This is a genomic window from Natrinema sp. HArc-T2, from assembly GCF_041821085.1.
Lineage (GTDB): Archaea > Halobacteriota > Halobacteria > Halobacteriales > Natrialbaceae > Natrinema.
Genome location: NZ_JBGUAZ010000004.1, coordinates 52,460 through 70,983, shown reverse-complemented (window position 1 = coordinate 70,983; position 18,524 = coordinate 52,460). Strand labels below are relative to the sequence as shown.

23 protein-coding genes are annotated in these 18,524 nt (G+C 64.2%); 11 read left to right on the top strand and 12 right to left on the bottom strand.

The window, feature by feature from the left end; translation table 11 throughout:
* Nucleotides 1–114 precede the first annotated feature (114 nt).
* Nucleotides 115–720, top strand: a complete 606-nt coding sequence (locus ACERI1_RS11125) for an undecaprenyl diphosphate synthase family protein (protein WP_373618231.1) — start codon at nucleotides 115–117, stop codon at nucleotides 718–720.
* Between the two features lies 1 nt (nucleotide 721).
* Here ACERI1_RS11125 and uppS read toward each other — a convergent pair whose 3' ends face one another.
* The gene (gene uppS / locus ACERI1_RS11120) at nucleotides 722–1,654 is read right to left on the bottom strand and encodes a polyprenyl diphosphate synthase (RefSeq protein ID WP_373618230.1); all 933 of its coding nucleotides are present in this window, start codon (nucleotides 1,652–1,654) and stop codon (nucleotides 722–724) included.
* 178 nt (nucleotides 1,655–1,832) lie between these two features.
* Between uppS and ACERI1_RS11115 the strand changes: the two genes are divergently transcribed.
* Entirely contained in the window at nucleotides 1,833–2,258 is a 426-nt protein-coding gene (locus tag ACERI1_RS11115) for a DUF5778 family protein (RefSeq protein ID WP_373618229.1), read from the top strand.
* Between the two features lie 94 nt (nucleotides 2,259–2,352).
* Here the strand turns inward: ACERI1_RS11115 and ACERI1_RS11110 are convergent, their stop codons facing one another.
* Nucleotides 2,353–2,823, bottom strand: a complete 471-nt coding sequence (locus ACERI1_RS11110; protein WP_373618228.1) for a hypothetical protein — start codon at nucleotides 2,821–2,823, stop codon at nucleotides 2,353–2,355.
* 159 nt (nucleotides 2,824–2,982) lie between these two features.
* Here ACERI1_RS11110 and ACERI1_RS11105 point away from each other — a divergent pair, with 159 nt between their 5' ends.
* From ACERI1_RS11105 to hemA, 3 genes are read left to right on the top strand one after another with little or no spacing between them, the layout of a single operon-like run.
* Nucleotides 2,983–4,065, top strand: a complete 1,083-nt coding sequence (locus ACERI1_RS11105) for an Lrp/AsnC family transcriptional regulator (RefSeq protein ID WP_373618227.1) — start codon at nucleotides 2,983–2,985, stop codon at nucleotides 4,063–4,065.
* A gap of 26 nt (nucleotides 4,066–4,091) precedes the next feature.
* Nucleotides 4,092–4,748: a bifunctional precorrin-2 dehydrogenase/sirohydrochlorin ferrochelatase gene (locus ACERI1_RS11100; protein ID WP_373618226.1), complete on the top strand. Its 657-nt coding sequence runs from the start codon at nucleotides 4,092–4,094 to the stop codon at nucleotides 4,746–4,748.
* Nucleotides 4,748–6,073 carry a glutamyl-tRNA reductase gene (gene hemA / locus ACERI1_RS11095; RefSeq protein WP_373618549.1) on the top strand — a complete coding sequence of 442 codons (1,326 nt, stop codon included), beginning with the start codon at nucleotides 4,748–4,750 and terminating at the stop codon, nucleotides 6,071–6,073. Before ACERI1_RS11100 ends, hemA begins: the two co-directional genes overlap by 1 nt.
* A gap of 125 nt (nucleotides 6,074–6,198) precedes the next feature.
* Here hemA and ACERI1_RS11090 read toward each other — a convergent pair whose 3' ends face one another.
* From ACERI1_RS11090 to ACERI1_RS11055, 8 genes are all read right to left on the bottom strand, one after another.
* Nucleotides 6,199–6,531 carry a hypothetical protein gene (locus tag ACERI1_RS11090; protein ID WP_373618225.1) on the bottom strand — a complete coding sequence of 111 codons (333 nt, stop codon included), beginning with the start codon at nucleotides 6,529–6,531 and terminating at the stop codon, nucleotides 6,199–6,201.
* A gap of 252 nt (nucleotides 6,532–6,783) precedes the next feature.
* Nucleotides 6,784–7,419: an HAD family hydrolase gene (locus ACERI1_RS11085; RefSeq protein WP_373618224.1), complete on the bottom strand. Its 636-nt coding sequence runs from the start codon at nucleotides 7,417–7,419 to the stop codon at nucleotides 6,784–6,786.
* 195 nt (nucleotides 7,420–7,614) lie between these two features.
* Nucleotides 7,615–8,415, bottom strand: coding sequence for a beta-ketoacyl-ACP reductase (locus ACERI1_RS11080; RefSeq protein WP_373618223.1), 801 nt, complete (start codon nucleotides 8,413–8,415; stop codon nucleotides 7,615–7,617).
* Nucleotides 8,412–8,981 (bottom strand): HTH domain-containing protein, encoded by a 570-nt coding sequence (locus tag ACERI1_RS11075; protein ID WP_373618222.1) that lies wholly within the window; start codon nucleotides 8,979–8,981, stop codon nucleotides 8,412–8,414. The genes ACERI1_RS11080 and ACERI1_RS11075 overlap by 4 nt, the downstream gene beginning before the upstream one ends.
* Nucleotides 8,968–9,183: a helix-turn-helix domain-containing protein gene (locus ACERI1_RS11070; RefSeq protein ID WP_373618221.1), complete on the bottom strand. Its 216-nt coding sequence runs from the start codon at nucleotides 9,181–9,183 to the stop codon at nucleotides 8,968–8,970. The genes ACERI1_RS11075 and ACERI1_RS11070 overlap by 14 nt, the downstream gene beginning before the upstream one ends.
* 271 nt (nucleotides 9,184–9,454) lie before the next feature.
* Nucleotides 9,455–9,859, bottom strand: a complete 405-nt coding sequence (gene lwrS, locus ACERI1_RS11065) for an LWR-salt protein (RefSeq protein WP_373618220.1) — start codon at nucleotides 9,857–9,859, stop codon at nucleotides 9,455–9,457.
* Nucleotides 9,860–9,962: 103 nt separating this feature from the next.
* On the bottom strand, nucleotides 9,963–10,244 hold the full coding sequence (locus tag ACERI1_RS11060; protein ID WP_373618219.1) for a 4a-hydroxytetrahydrobiopterin dehydratase: 282 nt from the start codon (nucleotides 10,242–10,244) through the stop codon (nucleotides 9,963–9,965).
* A gap of 104 nt (nucleotides 10,245–10,348) precedes the next feature.
* Nucleotides 10,349–11,008, bottom strand: a complete 660-nt coding sequence (locus tag ACERI1_RS11055; RefSeq protein ID WP_373618547.1) for a helix-turn-helix domain-containing protein — start codon at nucleotides 11,006–11,008, stop codon at nucleotides 10,349–10,351.
* Between the two features lie 262 nt (nucleotides 11,009–11,270).
* On the opposite strand from ACERI1_RS11055, the gene ACERI1_RS11050 reads away from it, so the two are divergent.
* Complete coding sequence (locus tag ACERI1_RS11050; RefSeq protein WP_373618218.1) at nucleotides 11,271–12,644, top strand: TIGR00341 family protein; 1,374 nt, start codon at nucleotides 11,271–11,273, stop codon at nucleotides 12,642–12,644.
* 47 nt (nucleotides 12,645–12,691) lie between these two features.
* Here ACERI1_RS11050 and ACERI1_RS11045 read toward each other — a convergent pair whose 3' ends face one another.
* On the bottom strand, nucleotides 12,692–13,777 hold the full coding sequence (locus ACERI1_RS11045; RefSeq protein WP_373618217.1) for a geranylgeranyl reductase family protein: 1,086 nt from the start codon (nucleotides 13,775–13,777) through the stop codon (nucleotides 12,692–12,694).
* A 137-nt stretch (nucleotides 13,778–13,914) separates the two neighbouring features.
* Here ACERI1_RS11045 and ACERI1_RS11040 point away from each other — a divergent pair, with 137 nt between their 5' ends.
* Complete coding sequence (locus ACERI1_RS11040; protein ID WP_373618216.1) at nucleotides 13,915–14,244, top strand: hypothetical protein; 330 nt, start codon at nucleotides 13,915–13,917, stop codon at nucleotides 14,242–14,244.
* A 63-nt stretch (nucleotides 14,245–14,307) separates the two neighbouring features.
* The gene (locus tag ACERI1_RS11035; RefSeq protein WP_373618215.1) at nucleotides 14,308–15,132 is read left to right on the top strand and encodes an MBL fold metallo-hydrolase; all 825 of its coding nucleotides are present in this window, start codon (nucleotides 14,308–14,310) and stop codon (nucleotides 15,130–15,132) included.
* A gap of 37 nt (nucleotides 15,133–15,169) precedes the next feature.
* Here the strand turns inward: ACERI1_RS11035 and ACERI1_RS11030 are convergent, their stop codons facing one another.
* On the bottom strand, nucleotides 15,170–16,162 hold the full coding sequence (locus tag ACERI1_RS11030) for a DUF5787 family protein (protein ID WP_373618214.1): 993 nt from the start codon (nucleotides 16,160–16,162) through the stop codon (nucleotides 15,170–15,172).
* Between the two features lie 165 nt (nucleotides 16,163–16,327).
* Here ACERI1_RS11030 and ACERI1_RS11025 point away from each other — a divergent pair, with 165 nt between their 5' ends.
* From ACERI1_RS11025 to ACERI1_RS11015, 3 genes are read left to right on the top strand one after another with little or no spacing between them, the layout of a single operon-like run.
* Complete coding sequence (locus ACERI1_RS11025; protein ID WP_373618213.1) at nucleotides 16,328–17,560, top strand: translation initiation factor IF-2 subunit gamma; 1,233 nt, start codon at nucleotides 16,328–16,330, stop codon at nucleotides 17,558–17,560.
* Between the two features lies 1 nt (nucleotide 17,561).
* Nucleotides 17,562–17,954, top strand: coding sequence for a PIN domain-containing protein (locus tag ACERI1_RS11020; protein WP_373618212.1), 393 nt, complete (start codon nucleotides 17,562–17,564; stop codon nucleotides 17,952–17,954).
* Entirely contained in the window at nucleotides 17,955–18,524 is a 570-nt protein-coding gene (locus ACERI1_RS11015; RefSeq protein ID WP_373618211.1) for a DNA-directed RNA polymerase, read from the top strand.

Sequence of the window (18,524 nt, the reverse complement as noted above, 5' to 3'; positions counted from 1 at the left end):
CTGCTCCGGATCGGTTTTTGCCGTCCTTAGCGTCTCTTTCGCCAGATCAGAGCTGTCGGTTCGCTGTCCGCCGAAACCCGTAACCCGTATGATACCAGCAACGAAAGCACGGGTGTGGGACTGTACGAACGGTATCTGGCCTTTCGAATCCGCCGCCACGACGGCGACCCGCCGGATCACATCGCGCTCGTGATCACCGAGCGCGATCTGTTAGAGCGAGGTGCCTACGAGACGCTCACCGATTTCTTCGAGTGGGCCGTCGAATACGCCTCGCAGGTGACCGTCTACGTCAGCGTCCTCGACGCGGCGGCGGTGCCGGCTTTGCAACGTGAACTCGAGCGGATCGACGCACCGCGGCCCGTCGCCGTCCGCGGACCCGACGACAAGGCACGCGCCGATGCGCCGATCCGGATCGGGATCGGCCTCGGCGGAAAACACGAGTTCACCAGCGCCGTCCGAACCCTCGCCGAGCGCGTCGACGCAGGCAGCCTCGAGCCCGACGAGATCGATGACGAGGATGTCGAAGACCATCTCGTCTTTCCCTCCGAGCCGGATCTGGTGATCAAAACCGGCGCAGAGCGCCTCTCGGATTTTATGATCTGGCAGTCGGTCTATTCGGAGCTGTACTTTACCGACGTCAACTGGCGGGACTTTCGCAAACGGGACTTCCTGCGGGCAGTGCGCGAGTACTGTAATCGGTCGCGGCGGTTCGGCCGCTGATCTAGTCTGCGATCTGGCTGCTCGAGTCGCCAGTCTCGAACTCGCCGGCGTCGGGCCGTTCGCTCGAGGGCAGCGAGTCGCGGAACCGGTCGACGATCGCGCGCGCTTCGGCGAGTTCTGGTTCGCTGACGGCCCCGAGTAAGGCCAGCGCACGCCGGGCACGAGTGCGCCGCCAGGACTCCTGGCGGTGTTCATAGGTTCGGATCCCCCGAAGGAAGTCCGTCTTCGAGAACTCCGGCCAGTAGGGCGTACAGAAGAAAACCGCGGCCTCGTTGCCGTTGGCGTGCCAGGGGAGAAAATTCGACGTGCGCTCGTCGCCGCCGGTTCGGATGATCAGGTCGACGTCACGCACCGGGCGGTCGTAGAGTCGCTGTTCGATGTCCCCGACGTCGATCTCGTCGGGCGAGAGTTCGCCCGCATCGACGGCTTCGGCGACGCCGCGGACGGCCTCGAGGAGCTCTGCACGACCGCCGTAGGCCAGCGCGATGTTGAGGACGAACTCGTCGTAGTCGTTGGTTCGGTCCTCGGCGTAGGCGACGGCCTCACGAACCCGCTTGGGGAGCCGGTCGACATCGCCGAGGGCGCGGATGTGGACGTCGTTGTCGTGGACGCGGTCGGCGTCGGCGAACTCGCGGAGTTTCGATTCGAGGAGGTCGAACAACGCCTCTCGCTCGTCGGGCGGGCGCTCGAAGTTCTCCGTCGAGAACGCATACAGCGTCAACTCCTCGACGCCGATATCCTGACACCACTCGAGGACGCGTTCGGTCGTCTTCGCACCGGCGCGGTGGCCCTCGTGGGCGTCGCCGCCTCGCTTTCGGGCATACCGTCGATTGCCGTCTTGGATCACCGCAACGTGGGTTGGCGCGCCGGATATCTCACGTGAAAGCAGCCGTTCGTAGGCCGCATCGACGCGTCCGCGGAGCCACCGCTTCATTATCCGTGGAAAAGTCACCGGTGCCTATGTGTCTTGTGTGTTGCTCGTTGTCAATCCAGCAGACACGATTCGCCCTCGGATTCGAGCGTCGAGGGGCAGAAAAACGCCCGTCGAATAACGGCTCTTACTGCCATCGGAACCGTGACGGCTATCAGTCCGGCGCTGCTCGAGTGAGCTAATGGCAGACTCGAACTCCAACGTTCTCGACGAGGATCTCTATCAGCGGACCAAAGCGCTGCTCGAGCCCGGCGAGATCGAACTCAACGGCGCGATCGTCCACACCGACTACGACGGCCAAGACGACGTCCAGATGATGCAGGCGACGATCGACGTCGGCGACATTATCGCCGAGCACGCAGGCCACGACCCGAAAGACTGCTACGTCTACTCGGGCAACGACGACACCGACTTCTCCTCGAACCAGCATCAGGGACTGACCCTCGAAGACGAGGAGTTCGTCTGGGAGTGTCAGCAACTGCTGCGCGAGGGTAGCTTCGACATCGTCATCTACTACGAGGCTAGCGCCGACCACGAGGCGATCCTCGAGGACATCCGTGACCTGGGCTTCGACGTGACCGGCGTCGAAGGCGATCGGACGGACTGAGACGGTCTGCTGTCCCGATATACCGGTGGGACCGCAGGACGGTCGCGGTCCCACCGGCACTGACTGACAGGAGTCCGTCTGAGACGGGTGCCCGTCACTGTCCGTAATCGTACGACAACGAGACGGTTTCCGTGGCGTCTTCTGACCGGAGTTTGCCGTCCATCGTGAGCTGGAAACTCTTGCTTCGCAGTGCATCGACCGCTGCCGATCTGCTATCGACGTATTCGATGATGAGCTCCAGCGTCGTCTTCGCCGTTTCTCCCGGCTCGAGCGTGTTCAGTGTCGGCTCTGCTGTGACGACCAAATAGCCGTTAATCGCGACATCGAATTCACCCGACGGGGACGGAATTTCCACGTCCGCCGGGTTTGTGAACTCGAGAATAACGGGAAGTGTGGCGCTTTGGACACCGAGATCTGGCTGTCGAACGTCGAAGATCGAAATCTCGAGTTGGTCGATCGGCGGCTTCGACGACTCGGTTCCCGTGGTCCCTGATCCCCCAGTACAGCCTGCGAGTGTCGCGATCGCAGCCAGCGATGCCCCACTGACCAGTTGACGGCGTTTCATACCAGAAACTCTTACTTTCTTACAATAAAGGTTAGGTGTCGTATAGCACGGGTAGAGATAGTAGAGTCGACGCTGGTACGACAGGTAACGAATCAGCCAGAGTGAGCGCGTTGTCACCGTTCCAATCCGCTTATACTCCGCGGGCCGTGAGTATCATCTATGACCACGGACGTCGATCTCACGGAGCGCGAACGGGCGGTCGTCAACGCCTTTCAGGGCGGCTTTCCTGTCGTGGAACGACCGTTCGAGCCTGCTGCGGCTGCCATGCGCGAGAACGGGATCGACATCGACGCGGCGGGGCTGCTCGAGACGATTCGTGACTTGGATGATCGCGGCGTCCTCTCGCGGTTCGGCCCGCTCGTCAACGCCCAGGAGATCGGCGGCGCGGCGACGCTGGTCGCCATGCACGCCCCCGAAGACCACTTCGACGAGGTCGTCGAGGCCGTCAACGCCCACCGCGAGGTAGCTCACAACTACGAGCGCGAGCATCCACACCTGAACGTCTGGTTCGTCGTCAGCGTCGCCGACGAGGACCGCGTCGAGGAGGTGTTAGCCGAGATCGAAGCTGAGACGGGCCAGGAGACGTACAACCTGCCGAAACAACGCGAGTTCCGCGTCGAAGCCAAGTTCTACGTCGACGGCCCACTCGACGGCGACGGGGACATCGCGGCAGCCGGGATCGACCTATCCGAGCGCGGCCCCGACGTCGAACCGACCGACGACGCGACGTTGTCGCCAGCCGAACGCGACCTCGTCCTCGAGATCCAAGGCGGCGTCCCGCTGACCGAAACACCGTATGCGGACGTGGCTGACGCGATCGGCCAGGAGGCCGACTGGGTGCTCGAGACCATCAAACGATTCGAGCGTGAGGGCAAGATCCGCCGGATCGGCGTCGTGCCCAACCACTACGCGCTGGGCTATACGGAAAACGGGATGACGGTCTGGAACGTCCCCGACGAGGTCGTCCCCGAGGTCGGCCCCGAAGTCGCTGCGCTGCCGTTCGTCACGCACTGTTATCGGCGACCGCGTCACGAGGGCGTTTGGCCGTACAACTTCTTCGCGATGACCCACGGCCGCAGCGAGGACGAAAGCCAGCAGCGTATCGAACAGGTCCGCGAGACCATGAGCGAGTACTGGGACGTCTCCGAGGACGACTGGGACTCCCTGTTTTCGACACAGATCTTGAAGAAAACCGGGATTCGACTGGACGAACGCGCCGACGCGAACACCAGAGCGCAGTAACGCCCTGCGGTAGCAACGTTTCCTCCATGATTCCACTCTTACACGACTTCACCGACACGACGGTGCTCGTCTTCGGCGGCGGCCACGTGGGTGCACGGAAAGCCCGGCGGTTCGACCGTGAAGCGCACGTGATCGTCGTCAGTCCGACCTTTGCCGACCGGGAGTTCGGCGGAGCCGAACTCGTGCGGGCCGCACCCGACCCGGACGAGATTCCGGGTTGGCTCGAGCGGACGACTCCCGCACTGGTCGTCGCCGCGACGGACGACGACACGATCAACGATGCCATCGCCGACGCGGCCCGCGAACGGGGCACGCTCGTCAATCGTGCGGACCGGTCGGGAGAGCGCGACTCCGGTAGCGTCGTCGTTCCCGCGACCGTCCGCGAGGATCCCGTCGTCGTCTCGGTCGCGACCGGCGGGCAAGCACCCGCACTGAGCAAGTATCTCCGCCAGGAACTCGAGGAAACGCTTTCCGGAGCCGGCGAGATGGCGCAGGTCTGTGCGGAGGTGCGCGAAGAACTCAAATCCCGGGACGTGGCGGTCGACCGACGGCAGCAGATCGTCACCGACGTCGTTAATTCTCCAGATGTTTGGACAGCTTTACGTACAGGTACTTCCAACAGTCCCCAAGTGATCGAGGACGTGCTCGCCGAGAATCTGTCTACTGGGGGTGATCGGTCGTGATCTCGACCGGCGTCGTCACCGCAGCGCGTGTCACACACCGGTGTGGGACCGTCGACCAGCTCGCCGCTGCCAGCCCCGAGAGTCAGACGACCGCTGTGACGGAGTTGTTGACTGTGCCCGACATCGAAGAGGCGTACGTTCTGTCGACGTGTAACCGCGTCGAGGCATACGTCGTCGGACCGGACCACGTCGTCGGCCGAGCCGCTCTCTCTGAGTTTTTCGCTGGCGTCGAGGACGACGCCGTCGTCACGACCGACCACAACGAGAGCTTACGCCATCTCCTGCGTGTCGCCGCTGGCCTCGAGTCGGTAATCATCGGCGAAGACCAGATTATCGGGCAGGTTCGGACCGCCTACGAGGACGCCCGCGACGCCGGCGGGATCGGCTCGATGCTCGAGGCCGCCGTCACGAAGGCGATCCACGTCGGCGAACGCGCCCGGACCGAGACCGCGATCAACGAGGGCGTCGTCTCGCTTGGCTCGGCTGCGACGCGACGGGCCGCCCGCGAGATCGATCTCGAGGGGGCGACTGCGCTGGTCGTCGGCGCTGGCGAGATGGGACAGCTCGCCGCTCGGAGTCTCACGGCCGCTGGCATCGACGAACTCGTCGTCGCTAACCGGACCGTCTCACGCGCAACCCCTCTCGTCAGCGATGTCGACGACGAAACCGACACCACGGTCGTCTCGCTCGAGGACCTAGAGCGGGTCGCAACCCGCGCGGATGTCGTCGTCGCGGCGACCGGCAGCGACGAGCCAGTCGTTGAACCCCACCATCTCGAGGGGAAGGAGGATTCACAGGTGATCGTCGATCTCGGCCAGCCCCGCGACGTCGCGCCGGAGACCGACGCGTTACCTGCGGTGCAGGTGTTCGATCTGGACGACCTCGAGTCGATCACCGCCGAGACACACGATCAACGAGCCGACGCCGCCGAGGAGGTCGAGACGATGATCGACCACGAGTTCGAGTTGCTCATCGAGCAGTACAAGCGCGCCCGCGCCGACGAGGCCATCGCTGCGATGTACGAGTCCGCCGAACGGATCAAAGAACAGGAGGTCGAAACGGCGCTCTCACGGTTAGGCGACGAGGTGTCCGCAGAGCAACGCGAGATCGTCGAGGCGATGGCCGACTCGCTGGTCAACCAGTTGCTCGCACCGCCGACCAAGAGCCTGCGCGAGGCAGCCGCAGAGGACGACTGGAGTACTATCCACACCGCACTCCAGCTCTTTAACCCGGAGTTCGGCGCGACTGATGGACCGATCGCACCGCCTTCGATGACAGCCACGGTAAACAGCGACGCGAGCATCGGCGCGACCGACGACGACTGATTCGACGCGGTGGCCGCGCTGCTCGCACTCGAGACGTATTGTGACGAATTCTCGACCAGTTGACCGAGAGCGCGGCGTCACTCGGCAGCCGATATCATCGTTTTCGGCTGCCGAACAGGGACGCGTTAGCGCTGCGGTGCGCCGTATTCGACGTGAACCGTCGGGACGCTCGCCGAGTCGGGCGCCTGGTCGCCGTTCCAGTCGACGAGTCGGACGTTTGCCATCTCGCCGGAAAAGCGAAAGCGCTGGACGCCGACATCGATCGATCCCTCGGCGACACCGCCCGAAACGACGGTTCCTTCGGCCACCGGATCGGTCGCTAGCATCTCGAGGTCGCCGTCGACGGCGACTTCGTAGTTCGAGGGGACGCCACGACCGACGATCGTCACGAGGTTCGGCAGCTGCGTGTCGGTTGATTTCGAGTCAGTTCCGTTTTGTACCGGCGTATCGCGTGCCATGCTCCGATAACCCGGGTATCTCATCATAAGCTTTCCTGTCGAGAAAATGGTAACAATCCGTGAATACGAACACGCGTTATATGACGCGTCACGGGCGGGTGAACGGCAGTTCCGGCACAATCGCAAGACGGTCGTGGGTGTGCCAGGACACGGTTACCGCCGACCGTCCTCATGACGATTGCTGTGAGTCTTTCTCACCGCAACTGCCGACCACTGTGCGATTGCGTCGGAACACAGTCGCAGTCGCCTGTCTCAGTAAAGGTCGTCGAACGACTGGACGCGATAGTCGCCGAGGACACACCGACCACGGCGCTCGTGGCCGACCCGTTCGACGTGGATCGCGTCGAGCCCGGCGTTCCAGGCCGCGCCGACGTCGTTTGCGCCGTCGCCTGCGAGCACGCCCTGATGGCCGTTGTGGGCAACGCCAAGTTCGGTCATGACGCGCTTGACGGGACCGGGATCGGGTTTCCAGCCTGTCTCCTCGGTACAGCACAGTTGCGCATCGAACCAATCGCGGATTCCGACGTGATCCAACACGGGTTCACAGAGGAATTCCTGACAGTGGGTAACCAGCCCCACTGGTGCGTCGAGGTCGGCGACAAACGCAGCGTCGTCGTGGAGGTACGTCTGTTCGGCCCGCACCAGCGGATCCTCCTCTTCGTGGAACGCGTCCCAGAACTCGCGGGAGTCGACGCCCCACTCCTCGAGCTGGCGGTCCCGGGAGCCGGTCAACCCGTTCCAGAGGATGTCGGCTTCTCGGTCGGTGAACGTACGGCCCAGCCGGTCGCCGACCCGGTCGAACACCTCCCGCGTGTACGACCACTCGACATCGACGAGGGTGCCATCGAGGTCGAGTAGCCAGAAGTCATAGTCCGGTTCAGCGGCCATTCGGACACAACTGTACGGGAGTCTCGAGTAAATGCTTGTCGGCGTCAGGTTGACCGATGGCCGAGCAGTCGCCTGACTTGCCGACGGCGAACGGGCCGGCTGTTTCACACGCGACGGATTACGTGGTAGAGACACTCTGGCAACAAACGGTCGCCGCTCGCAGGGTCGGCGTCTCGGTCGGTCCGATCGGACGAATTAGAGGTCGATGCCGCCGTTGACGTCGATAACTTCGCCGGTGATGTATCCTGCCTCTTCGCTGGCGAGATACCGGACGAGCCCGGCGATATCGCTCGCGTCGGCGAATCGGTCCAGCGGGATATCCTCGCGGATCTCCGCTTGCACGTCGTCCGGGATTGCCTCGACCATCTCGGTCCGCGTAAAGCCGGGGGCGATACAGTTGGCGGTCGACCCTGACGGTGCCAACTCGAGTGCAAGCGAGCGAATAAAGCCAAAGAGGCCGCTTTTCGCCGCCGCGTAGTTCGCCTGTCCGACGTTCCCTTGCTTTCCGACGACACTCGAGATGGCGATGAGACGACCGTCATCAGCGGTTTGAATGTCGTCGTAGAAGGCGTGCGTACAGTTGAACGCCCCGTTGAGCGAGACGTCGATCGCGCGGTGCCACTCCTCGGGAGTCATGTCGGCAAAGAGCCGGTCCTGCGTAATCCCGGCGTTGTTGACGAGGACGTCGATCTCGCCGAGTTCGTCGTGGACACCCTCACGCATGACGGCGACATCGTCACGGTCGGTGACGTCGGCCTGAACCGGATACCCCTCACCGTCGCCGTCGGTGGCAGAAATCGTCTCGGCGACCTCGTGGGCGGCCGCGTCCGACGAGCGATAGTTGACGACGACGGTCGCACCGTAGCGCCCGAGTTCGCACGCGATGCTGCGTCCGATTCCTCGCGACGCGCCGGTCACCAGACACGTACGGTCCGAAAGTGGCTGCCGGGACGGCAGTTCCAAGCCGCTCGTCTGCTCGAGCATTTGTGCCGTCATCGTGATCCCTCCAGCAGGGCCCGCTGATCCGTTTGAGTCCCGTTCGGGGATGTCTCCGACGCATGCCGTTCGACAGTCGTGAGCCACCCGTCGACGGTATAGGTCCGCTTGCCGTCGTCTTGATCGGATTTCGTGCATGGAACGACGCCTTGTACAGTCTCGTCAGCGTTGCCAGCGTCGTCGGCATCGTAGAAGGCAAGCGCCACCAGCGGGACCCGAATCGTCTCGCTCGGGTCATCGATCCCAAACGGTGAGAGGTCGATCTGCTGTCGACAGAAGCCCGGCTCGAGCGAATAGCCGTGCTCGGTCGCCCACTCGTCGAACTCGGCGACGAGTTCCTCCCGCGTCGGCTGGTCTGTCTCGCCGATCGCATGTTCAGCCGGCCACTGGGAGACCTGCACGTCGGCGATGGCGTCGGTTTCCGCGAGCGTCTGCAGCCGCTCGAGCAGCGCGGTGAGCCGTTCGGAAACCGCAGCTGGCACGCTCGAGCGAACGTAACAGTCGACCCGAACGTCACCCTCCAGCTCGGCTTCGAGAGCCGGGACGGCAGTGTTATTGGCAGACATAGCACTCCCCCGTTCGCTGAATGAGATCTTGCGCGGCGAGCGATTCGAGAACGGCAAAGAGTGTGAGCTTGGGCAGCCCGAGCAACTGCTCGAGATCGGCTGCTTTCGCCTCACCGGTGACCAAAAGCGAGAGATAGACGAGTTTCGCCTGTGGTGATGTGAGCTGGTCTGGAACTGCAAGTTGGTGTTCGCCCGTGGACATCATCGAAGACGCCCACAAGCAGTTATATAAAAGTAGATAGAAGCGTGTTACCAACACCCATTATAATCAACCATGTGTGATTTATTCTCAAGTAATATTGGTGGGTGGTCGTCTGTGGCCGTGTCGAGCGGAGCCACAAGCGGCGCTTTCTGCGCCGTTGATGCGTTCTGTGTCGCTATCTCAAATCCAATGAGCAGGTGACAGGATTCACGACAGTGTAACCGGACGGGACCCGATAGAATCGCACACCCGTTGCCAACAGCAGCCCGTATTAGTCCTGCTCGTCGTCCGTATCAGTTACTCGAATGCTCGAGCCGAGATATTTCGAGATGACCTCCGAGACGGTGTCGGCCTTGAACGGCTCGAGATCGGTCGCGATTTCCGCTTTTAGGGCGTCGAAATACGCCTGATCGGTCTGGAGTTCCTGAAACTCGACCGCGTGGACGGTTCGTTCGGGGACACCGAGCCACTCTGCGGCGAGGTGGCGAGCGTAGTCCTCGTCGCCGACCTCACCACGCCACAGCGTGTCTCGGAAAAACAGCCAGCCCTCGGTGCCTGGCTCCGGCGCTTCGCGAAAGAGCGTGACCGTCGTCTCGGCACTGCTGGGCGCTATGGAGACGTCTTCGCGAGCGGGCTCGAGACGAACTCGGACACGGAAGGCGTAGCGGGCGTCCATTGTTGTGGGTAGCGGTCCGTTTCAGACGGACTCCCGTCAATCAGTGCCGGTGGGACCGCGACAGTCCTGCGGTCCCACCGACAAACAGTGACAGCAGCCCGTATCAGTCGTTGTGCTCGGACTCGATCAGTTCCGCCATTTCGATGTCGTCGTCGGTGATGCCGCCTGCCTCGTGGGAGGTCAGCCGGATCTCGACGCCGGAGTAGCGGATGATAATCTCGGGGTGGTGAAACTGTGCTTCGGCGATCTCGCCGACCATCTGGGCGAAGTTGACGCCGCGGAGGTAGTCGTCGAACTCGTAGACCCGGACGATTTCGTCGTCCTCGCGCTCCCATTCCTCGGGGAGTTGGTCGTCGATCTCCGCATCTGAAAGTAGATCAGCCATATGGGGCCGAACGCAAGCCACCCAAATAATGATTGTCCCGTGTTCCCATTCGGTCGTCAGCTCGCGATTCGCGCCCGTCACGACCGATCGGCAGCCGACCGACATCAGTTGGGTCGTGATTCCTCGCCAGCGGGCTGGAGTTCGGCATCGACCAGCGTCTCGTAGGCGCGGCGGAACCGCTCGGACAGCGCCTGATGTGAGATACCCAGTTCGCCGGCCAGTTCCTCCATCGACACACCGCGGGGAATCTCGAAGTAGCCGTGCTCGAGGGCAACCTCGAGGGCCTCTTGCTGTTCGGGCGTCAGTCGCGTCTCGTGGCCGTCGGCATCGGTCACGTCCGTGATCCGCTGGAGATCGGCGTTGATCCCCCGCTCGACCAGCCGATCGTAGGTGTCACAAAGCTGATCACGGGTTCGGTAGCGAACCGTCACCTGCCACCAGCCGTCGCTGGCGCGTGCCTCGAGGAGTGAGCCGCCGTCTGCTAGCACCTCGTCCCAGAGGCGATTCGATCCCGTCTCGTCGGCAAAGGTCACGTCGTACAGCAGCCGCGAGTCCGTTTCGACCAGTAACTCGGCGAGCTCGACCGAGGGATCGGCTGCGAACGCAGCATCGACCGTCTCACGATCGACACCGGTCACCCACAGCGATGGCCGCGTTTTCGATACCGAAGACTCGAGTTCGAACGTCGCCTCCGGTGCGCGCTCGAACGTGGTCGCAAGCGCTGTCTCCGTCGCCGCAAGCCGGAGGTCAGCTATCGTCGACATCATACGTCGTACACCACCATCGCGTAAAAATCGCTGTTGCGGTGAGCCTGACTGTCGGGTGCGGTGATAGTCCAGTACCGATCGGGTCGCCAAGCAATCGCCCGAGTGAGACCACCGCTCGATACGGACTCCGATCAGTCAGTGCCGGTGGGCCCGCGACCGCCCTGCGGTCGGACCGGGGACATCGTGACAACAGACCGTATGAGAGGCACCCGTCCACTGCTGCCCATGGTACTATCGGGTGGTCGAGTGTGGCCCCCGTATGCGGTATCTGGAAATTACGGTTCCGGAGGGGAAACGACGGGCCGTTCTCGATATCCTCGAGGACGAAGGGGTCGATTACGTCGTCAGCGACGAAACCAGCGGTCGGGAGTACACCGCTGTCGTCCGATTTCCGATCCCGACACAGGCCGTCGAGCCGCTCCTCGACCGGCTCAAGCGAACCGGTGTCGGCGACGAGTCCCGTGTCGTCGTGATCGACGCCGAGACGGTCCTCTCGGAGGGGTTCGCGACGCTGCAGGAACGGTACAGCTACGGCGGACAGACCAGTGCGCGCACCTCGAGACAGGTTCTGCGGACGAAAGCCGACGAACTCACGCCCCCGTTTCCGATCTACGCCGCGATGCTATTGATCAGTGCTGTCGTCGCGACTGCTGGCCTGCTAGCCGATTCGCCGGCAGTCGTGATCGGTGCGATGGTCATCGCGCCGCTGCTCGGCCCCGCGCTCGCGGCCAATATCGGCATCGTCACCGGCGACGATCGGCTCACATCGACCGGCTTTCGCTACCAGCTCGTCGGTGTCGCGCTGGTAGTCGCCGCCTCGATCGCGCTCGCAGTGCTTGCCCGACTGGCCGGCCTCGAGCCCGCGGGGGTCGACATCGTCGTCGCTACGGAACTCGAGGAGCGGGTCGCGCCGAACCTGTTTTCGCTGGCGGTCGCGCTGGGTGCCGGGATCGCCGGCATCCTGAGTCTCACCCGGGGCTTTTCCGAAGCCATCGTCGGCGTCATGATCGCCGCAGCACTCATTCCGCCCTCCGCTGCGGTCGGGATCACGGTCGCCTGGGGGATGTCGGGCGCGGCGACCGGTGCTGCCGTCCTCGTGATCGTCAACCTCCTGTCGGTCAATCTGGCCGCACTGGCGACGCTGTGGGTCGCCGGCTACCGCCCACAGGGGCTGTTCGAGGTCTCACCTACACGAACCCCGACCTACACCTACGCGGCGATCTTCGGGGTCGGGTTGCTGGTGCTAGCTGTGCCACTCGCCAGCGTCACCCTGCTCGACTTTCATACGACCGAACTCGAGTCGGCCACCGAAGCGGAGGTCGAGGATGTTCTCACGGACCCCCGATACGAGGAATTCGAGATCGAAGACATCGTGATCGAACTCGACGGCAACTATCCGATTCAGTCGGTCGACAGGGTCATCGTCACGGTCTCGAGTCAGAACCCAGGTCCGGAACCGGGACTCGCCGACCACCTCTACAGGGAGATCAGTCCCCACACTGACGATCCGATCGTCGTCGAGGTCCAGTACGTCGTCGCCGAACAGCGGGGGCGTACCGAGCAGGGAGACACTGCCAACGGGCAGGAAACCGACGTTCAGGATGGGCCGCTTCGGGTTTCGCGTGACATCTGAATACGGCCCCGTCTCGAGGGCCGTGAGCCTGACAGCGGGCCACCCGCTCAGCGTCCGGGGAGCACCGCCTTGAGGTGGTCGAGCGAGAGCAGCGACGTCGGCCGGTCCATGTGGACGCCGATCTCACCCGATAGCGCCCCCAATCCGAGCCGCTGGACCGGCTCGGGCAGCGAGTAGGCACGCCGAATCCAGTGACCGAGTTGCTGTTCGCGCTCGAGATCCTCGCGCCAGGCGCGTTCGTAGGCCGCGAGCGTAGTCGGTTGGTCGGGGTCGATCTCACGGGCGGCGTGGTCGGCGCTGGTCATGCCGTAGAGAATGCCGCCGCCGGTGAAGGGCTTGGTCTGGGCGGCCGCGTCGCCGATCAGGAAGGCACGCCGGGAGGTCACCCGGTCCGGTGGGCCGATTGGGATCGCGCCCGAACACCGATGGGAGACATCGACCTCGTAGCCGTCGATCAGGTCCTCGAAGTGTTTGGTCACCTGTACGCCCGGCGGGGCTGCCAGTCCGTACTCGACACCGGCCTCGCCGCGAGGAATCCGCCACGCGAAAAACGTCGGCGGCGTCAGATGCACGTCGACGAAATCCTGGTGGTCGTCCTCCTCCGAAAAGGCGAGCACGCCGTGGAGGAACTCGTCGGGCTGGGGAAGGCCGAGTTCGTCCCGCACTCGCGAGCGCGGCCCGTCACAGCCGGCGACCAGCTTCGCCTCGAACTCGACGACGCCGTCGGGGCCGTTCGCGACGATCTCGACGCGATCGTGGTGTTCGGTGACGCTGGTGACGGTATGGTCCTCACGGACGTCCGCACCCGCCTCCCGAGCGACGTCAGCGAGGTGGCGATCCAGCCCGACGCGGTCGATAACGTTCGAGGCGACCTCCTGTTTGTAAAACGGGTAGGCGTCACTTCGGGGGCCACCGACGTGAAAGCGTGCGCCGTAGATTTTGTTTTGAAACAGCGCCTCCCGAGCGCCTGCCCCCGTGAACTCCCAGATATCGGTACTCACGTGGCCCGAACAGGCCAGTGGCTCGCCAATTTGTCCTTTCTCGAGGGCGAGCACGTCGTAGCCGTCCTCGGCAGCCCGGCGGGCAAACCGCGCGCCCGGCGGCCCCACGCCAACGACGACGAAATCGTACATATCCGCCACGTTTCCGGCGCAGCCTAAATAGCTTCTCGAGATGGCCGTGACATCGTCCGTGCGGCTTACCCAGGTCCGACCCCGTGCGCCGTCCGGTAACAGTATACCCTTTATGCGACGGGTTCCTATCAGGGGGTATGAGCGATGGAGCGCCACAGGACGACGCTGCGGCGGCGTTCACCAGCCGGGCCGAGGCGGCCCACGGCGAGTCGATCCGGCAGCTCGTCGCGTTCGGGGATGCCGTCCGCGGCGACGACCGCGGCGTCCACACCGAGGTCGAGATACTGGTCGTGCTCGAGGACGACGATCCGGAAACCGAACGCGCCCTCGAGGCCGAAGCCGAGACCGTCGGGATAGAGCACGGCGTCGTCATCTCGGTGTACGTGTTGCCCGCCGAGCGGATCGACGCGAACGCGGACCACCCATTCGTCCGGACGGCGCTCGAGGAAGGGCGAGCGTATGTGTAGGGCCGTTGCCACCATTCCGGCACCGCGTCGGTCTCGAGCGAGTCGTGGAGGGACGAGCGACCGATGCGAGTGACGCTGCTAGGAACCGGCGATACGACCGGCACGCCGACCGTCGGCTGTGACTGTGACACCTGCACAGCGGCACGCGAACGCGACCTCGAGCGCACGCGGTTCTCGGTCCACATCGAAAACGAGCGCGTCGACGAGTCGCTGCTGATCGACTTCAGCCCCGACTTTCGCTACCAGTTCCTCCGCGACGACGTGTCGTTGCCTGACGCCGCCGTGATCACGCACGTCCACTTTGATCATCTCGACGGGCTGGGCAACGTGTTCCGCGTGCTCGACTCGCTCGAGGTATATGCAGCCGACGAGACCGATCCCAAGACCGGCAAGAGCGTCGCCGAGACCGTCGACGACGACTACCACTACCTCGACCCGCTGACCGTGGTCCCGACGACGCCGCTCGAGCCGGTCTCGGTCTGTGGGCTCGAGGTGACGCTGGTTCCGGTCGACCACCCGCCGCTGGTCTGTTACGGACTCCGCGTCGAGGACCCCGTGACGGGAGCGGCGCTGTCGATCACGGGCGATACGAGCTACGACATCCCCGAGACGTCCCGCGAGGTACTGGCCGATCCCGACCTGTTGCTGGCCGACGGGATCGTCCCCGCCGACCTCTGTGAGTACCATCCGATCGGCGGTCGCCACGAGGATGCCGAAGGGACTCCCCGGACGTTCGGGACCAAACACATGACGCGTGAGGGTGCCCTCGCGATGGCCGAGGAGCTGAACGCCGACCGCACGCGGCTCGTCCACCTCGCCCACTACTATCCTGCCGACGAGGCATTCGAGGAGCCACTGGCTGTCGACGGCGAGGAGTACGTCTTGTAAGGGCCTGATACGTGCTGTGCGCTGGCGGGTGCGGCTCTCATCCGAACCGGTCGAGCCCGGCCTGTCGTCGACGGGTCCCGTCTGGATCGGCTTCCCACGCCGTCTCTCGGTCACGTTCGGCCTCGAGATCGACCGCAGGGGCCGTTGCCTGTTCGTAGCCCGGACACGAGGGGCCACACTCCGCCGCGGCGTCGACGATTCGGTCTGCCCACCCACAGTACGGCAGCGTCGCACCGTCGATGTCGGTCGGCTGGCAGGCCTCACACGCGGGAAATCCGTACGTTCGCCAGCCCTTGCCGTAGGCACGTTCGGCGAGCCGCCGGCGCGCTCGTGCCTTCGCCTCGGGGGCCACGACCTCGATCTCGGTGCGACCGGGATGGGTCTCGAGGGGCTCGATTCCGGGCTCGTCGACCGGCAGTGACGCCGGCTCGCGGATCACCTCAATCTCGAGTGTCCCGTTCGCGTCGTCGCGATGGACCCGCCAGACGCCGACTTCGTCGGGGAGGCGGTGCAGATGGGCGCGGGTCACGTAGCTCTCGGTCGCGAGCACGACCGCGTCGACGACGGCGAGGCTGGCGTCCGTTCGCAGTTGGGCCTCGAGGTCGCCCGGCCGGTCCAGATCGGGTTTGTTCTCGATGCCGACGAGCCGGCCGTACCATTCGGGATACCGAGTGGTCTGGCGGACGTACTCGCGATTGGCAGCCGCACTGGCGGTGTGATCGCGTTCGAAGAAGTCGAGTTCGAGCGCCCGGTCGACGGCACGTCGCGCCCGCTCGGGGTGACAGTCGAACGCGTCTTTCCAGTAGCGGGCCCGGCCGGTGCCGACCGCCGAGGCGATGGCCGCGTCGGGGATCGACTCGCTCGTGATCGCGACGCGCTCGTCGAACGCGGGGCCGGGCTCGACGCAGACGATATCGAGGATGCGGCCGCCGGGTTCGGCGACGCTCGCGCCGAGCTGGCGGGCGAGGATTCCCTCTCGGCGTGACTCGAGGTGGGCACAGAGCTCGAGTTCGAACGCGAACTCGGACACAGGTCCGATACGGGGTGGCCGCGAAAAAGGCCGTCGGGGACGACGACTCGTGAGTGGCGTCTGTGAACTGGACTCGAGGCGCCACGAGCGGCGGAGTCGAAAGCATAGCTCGCAACCTTTATCAAGCGCACAGCGGAATCACTACCTAAGATTACTCATCGTCTTATGGTAGGAAATCGACAACCGGAGGTGAACATCGGGCTCGTCGGCCACGTCGACCACGGCAAGACGACGCTGGTGCAAGCCCTCAGCGGCTCGTGGACGGACCAGCACTCAGAGGAGATGAAACGCGGCATCTCCATTCGACTCGGCTACGCCGACGCCACGTTCCGTCACTGTGAGGGACTGGACGAACCCGAATGTTACACCGTCGAAGAGGAGTGTCCGGACGGCTCGGAAAGCGAGCCGCTTCGGACCGTCTCGTTCGTCGACGCCCCGGGTCACGAGACCCTGATGGCGACGATGCTCTCGGGTGCCTCGCTGATGGACGGCGCGGTGTTGGTCGTCAGCGCCAACGAGCCCGTCCCCCAGCCCCAGACCGAAGAGCACCTGATGGCGCTCGACATCATCGGCATCGACAACATCGTCATCGCTCAGAACAAGGTCGATCTCGTCGACGCCGATACGGCCCGGGACAACTACGAACAGATCAAGGAGTTCGTCGCAGGCACGGTCGCCGAAGACGCCCCGATCGTCCCCGTCTCCGCGGGCCAGGAGGTCAACCTCGACCTGCTCATCCAGGCGATCGAAGAGGAGATCCCCACCCCTGACCGGGATCCCGACGCCGACCCACGGATGCACGTCGCCCGCAGTTTCGACATCAACAAACCCGGAACGACCGCACAGGACCTCTCTGGTGGCGTCCTCGGCGGCAGCTTAGTGCAGGGCGAACTCGAGGTCGGCGACGAGATCGAGATCCGCCCCGGTCGCGAGGTCGAGGAGGGCGGCCAGACCGAATACGTCCCGATCGAGACGACGATCCGCTCGCTGCAGGCTGGCGGCGAAACGGTCGACACGGTCACGCCGGGCGGGCTGCTCGGCGTCGGAACCGGACTCGATCCCTCGTTTACCAAGGGTGACGCGCTGGCAGGCCGTATGGCCGGGCCACCGGGCACGCTCCCGCCGACGTGGGAGCAGTTCACCATGGAAGTCGACCTGCTCGAGCGGGTCGTCGGCGCCGAGAGTGGCGAGACGGTCGACGAGATCAGCACCGGCGAACCGCTGATGATGACCGTCGGTACGGCAACGACCGTCGGCGCCGTCACCAGCGCCCGCGAAGGCGAGTGCGAGGTCAACCTCAAACGGCCCGTCGCCGCCGATCCCGGGACGAAAATCGCGATCAACCGCCGTATCGGTGCGCGCTGGCGGCTGATCGGACTGGGAACGCTGACGGACTGAGATGAGCGATCGGACGCAGGTCGCCCTCGATACGAGCGCGTTGATGATGCCGGTCGAACTCGACGTTCGGTTGTTCGACGAACTCGAGCGGCTCTTAGACGCCTACGAGCCGACGATCCCACAGGCCGTCCTCGAAGAACTCCGTCGCCTCTCCGAGAAAGGCGGTCAGGAGGGAACAGCCGCAAACGTGGGTCACGACCTGGCGACCGAACGCTGTCTCGCCGTCGACACGGAGGCATCGTACGCTGACGACGCGCTGGTCGAACTCGCCCGCGAGGGCGTCGTCGACTACGTCGTCACGAACGACCGCCCGCTGCGCGACCGGGTGCTCGAAGTGGGCAGACCGGTAATTGCATTACGCGGGAGAAACAAGTTAGCGATCACTCAACCATAGATGTACAAACGGGTTAGATTGAAGGATACGGTAGAAGTACCGCCGGAAGAGCTCGGCGACGTGTCGCCGGGGTTGGTCAAGCGACTGCTCCAGGACAAACTCGAGGGACGGATGGACGAAGAAGTCGGGAGCGTCGTCTCCGTCACCGAGGTCCTCGACATCGGTGAGGGGGCAGTGCTCCCGAACCGGCCGGGCGTCTACTACGAAGCAGAGTTCGACGCGGTGACGTTCGATCCAGAGATGCAGGAAGTCGTCGACGGCACCGTCGTCGAAGTCGTCGAATTCGGCGCCTTCGTCGGCATCGGTCCCGTCGACGGGCTGCTCCACGTCTCCCAGATCAGCGACGAGTATCTGGCGTTCGACGCCGAGAACCAGCGGCTTTCCTCGAACGAGTCCGACCGCGCGCTCGGCGTCGACGACGCCGTCCGAGCTCGCATCGTTACCAAAAGCATCGACGAGCGCAACCCGCGTGACTCGAAGATCGGGCTCACCGCGAAACAGCCCGGCCTCGGCAAACACGAGTGGCTCGAAGAGGAACGCAAGAAACGCGAAGCGACCGCAGGTGAATAA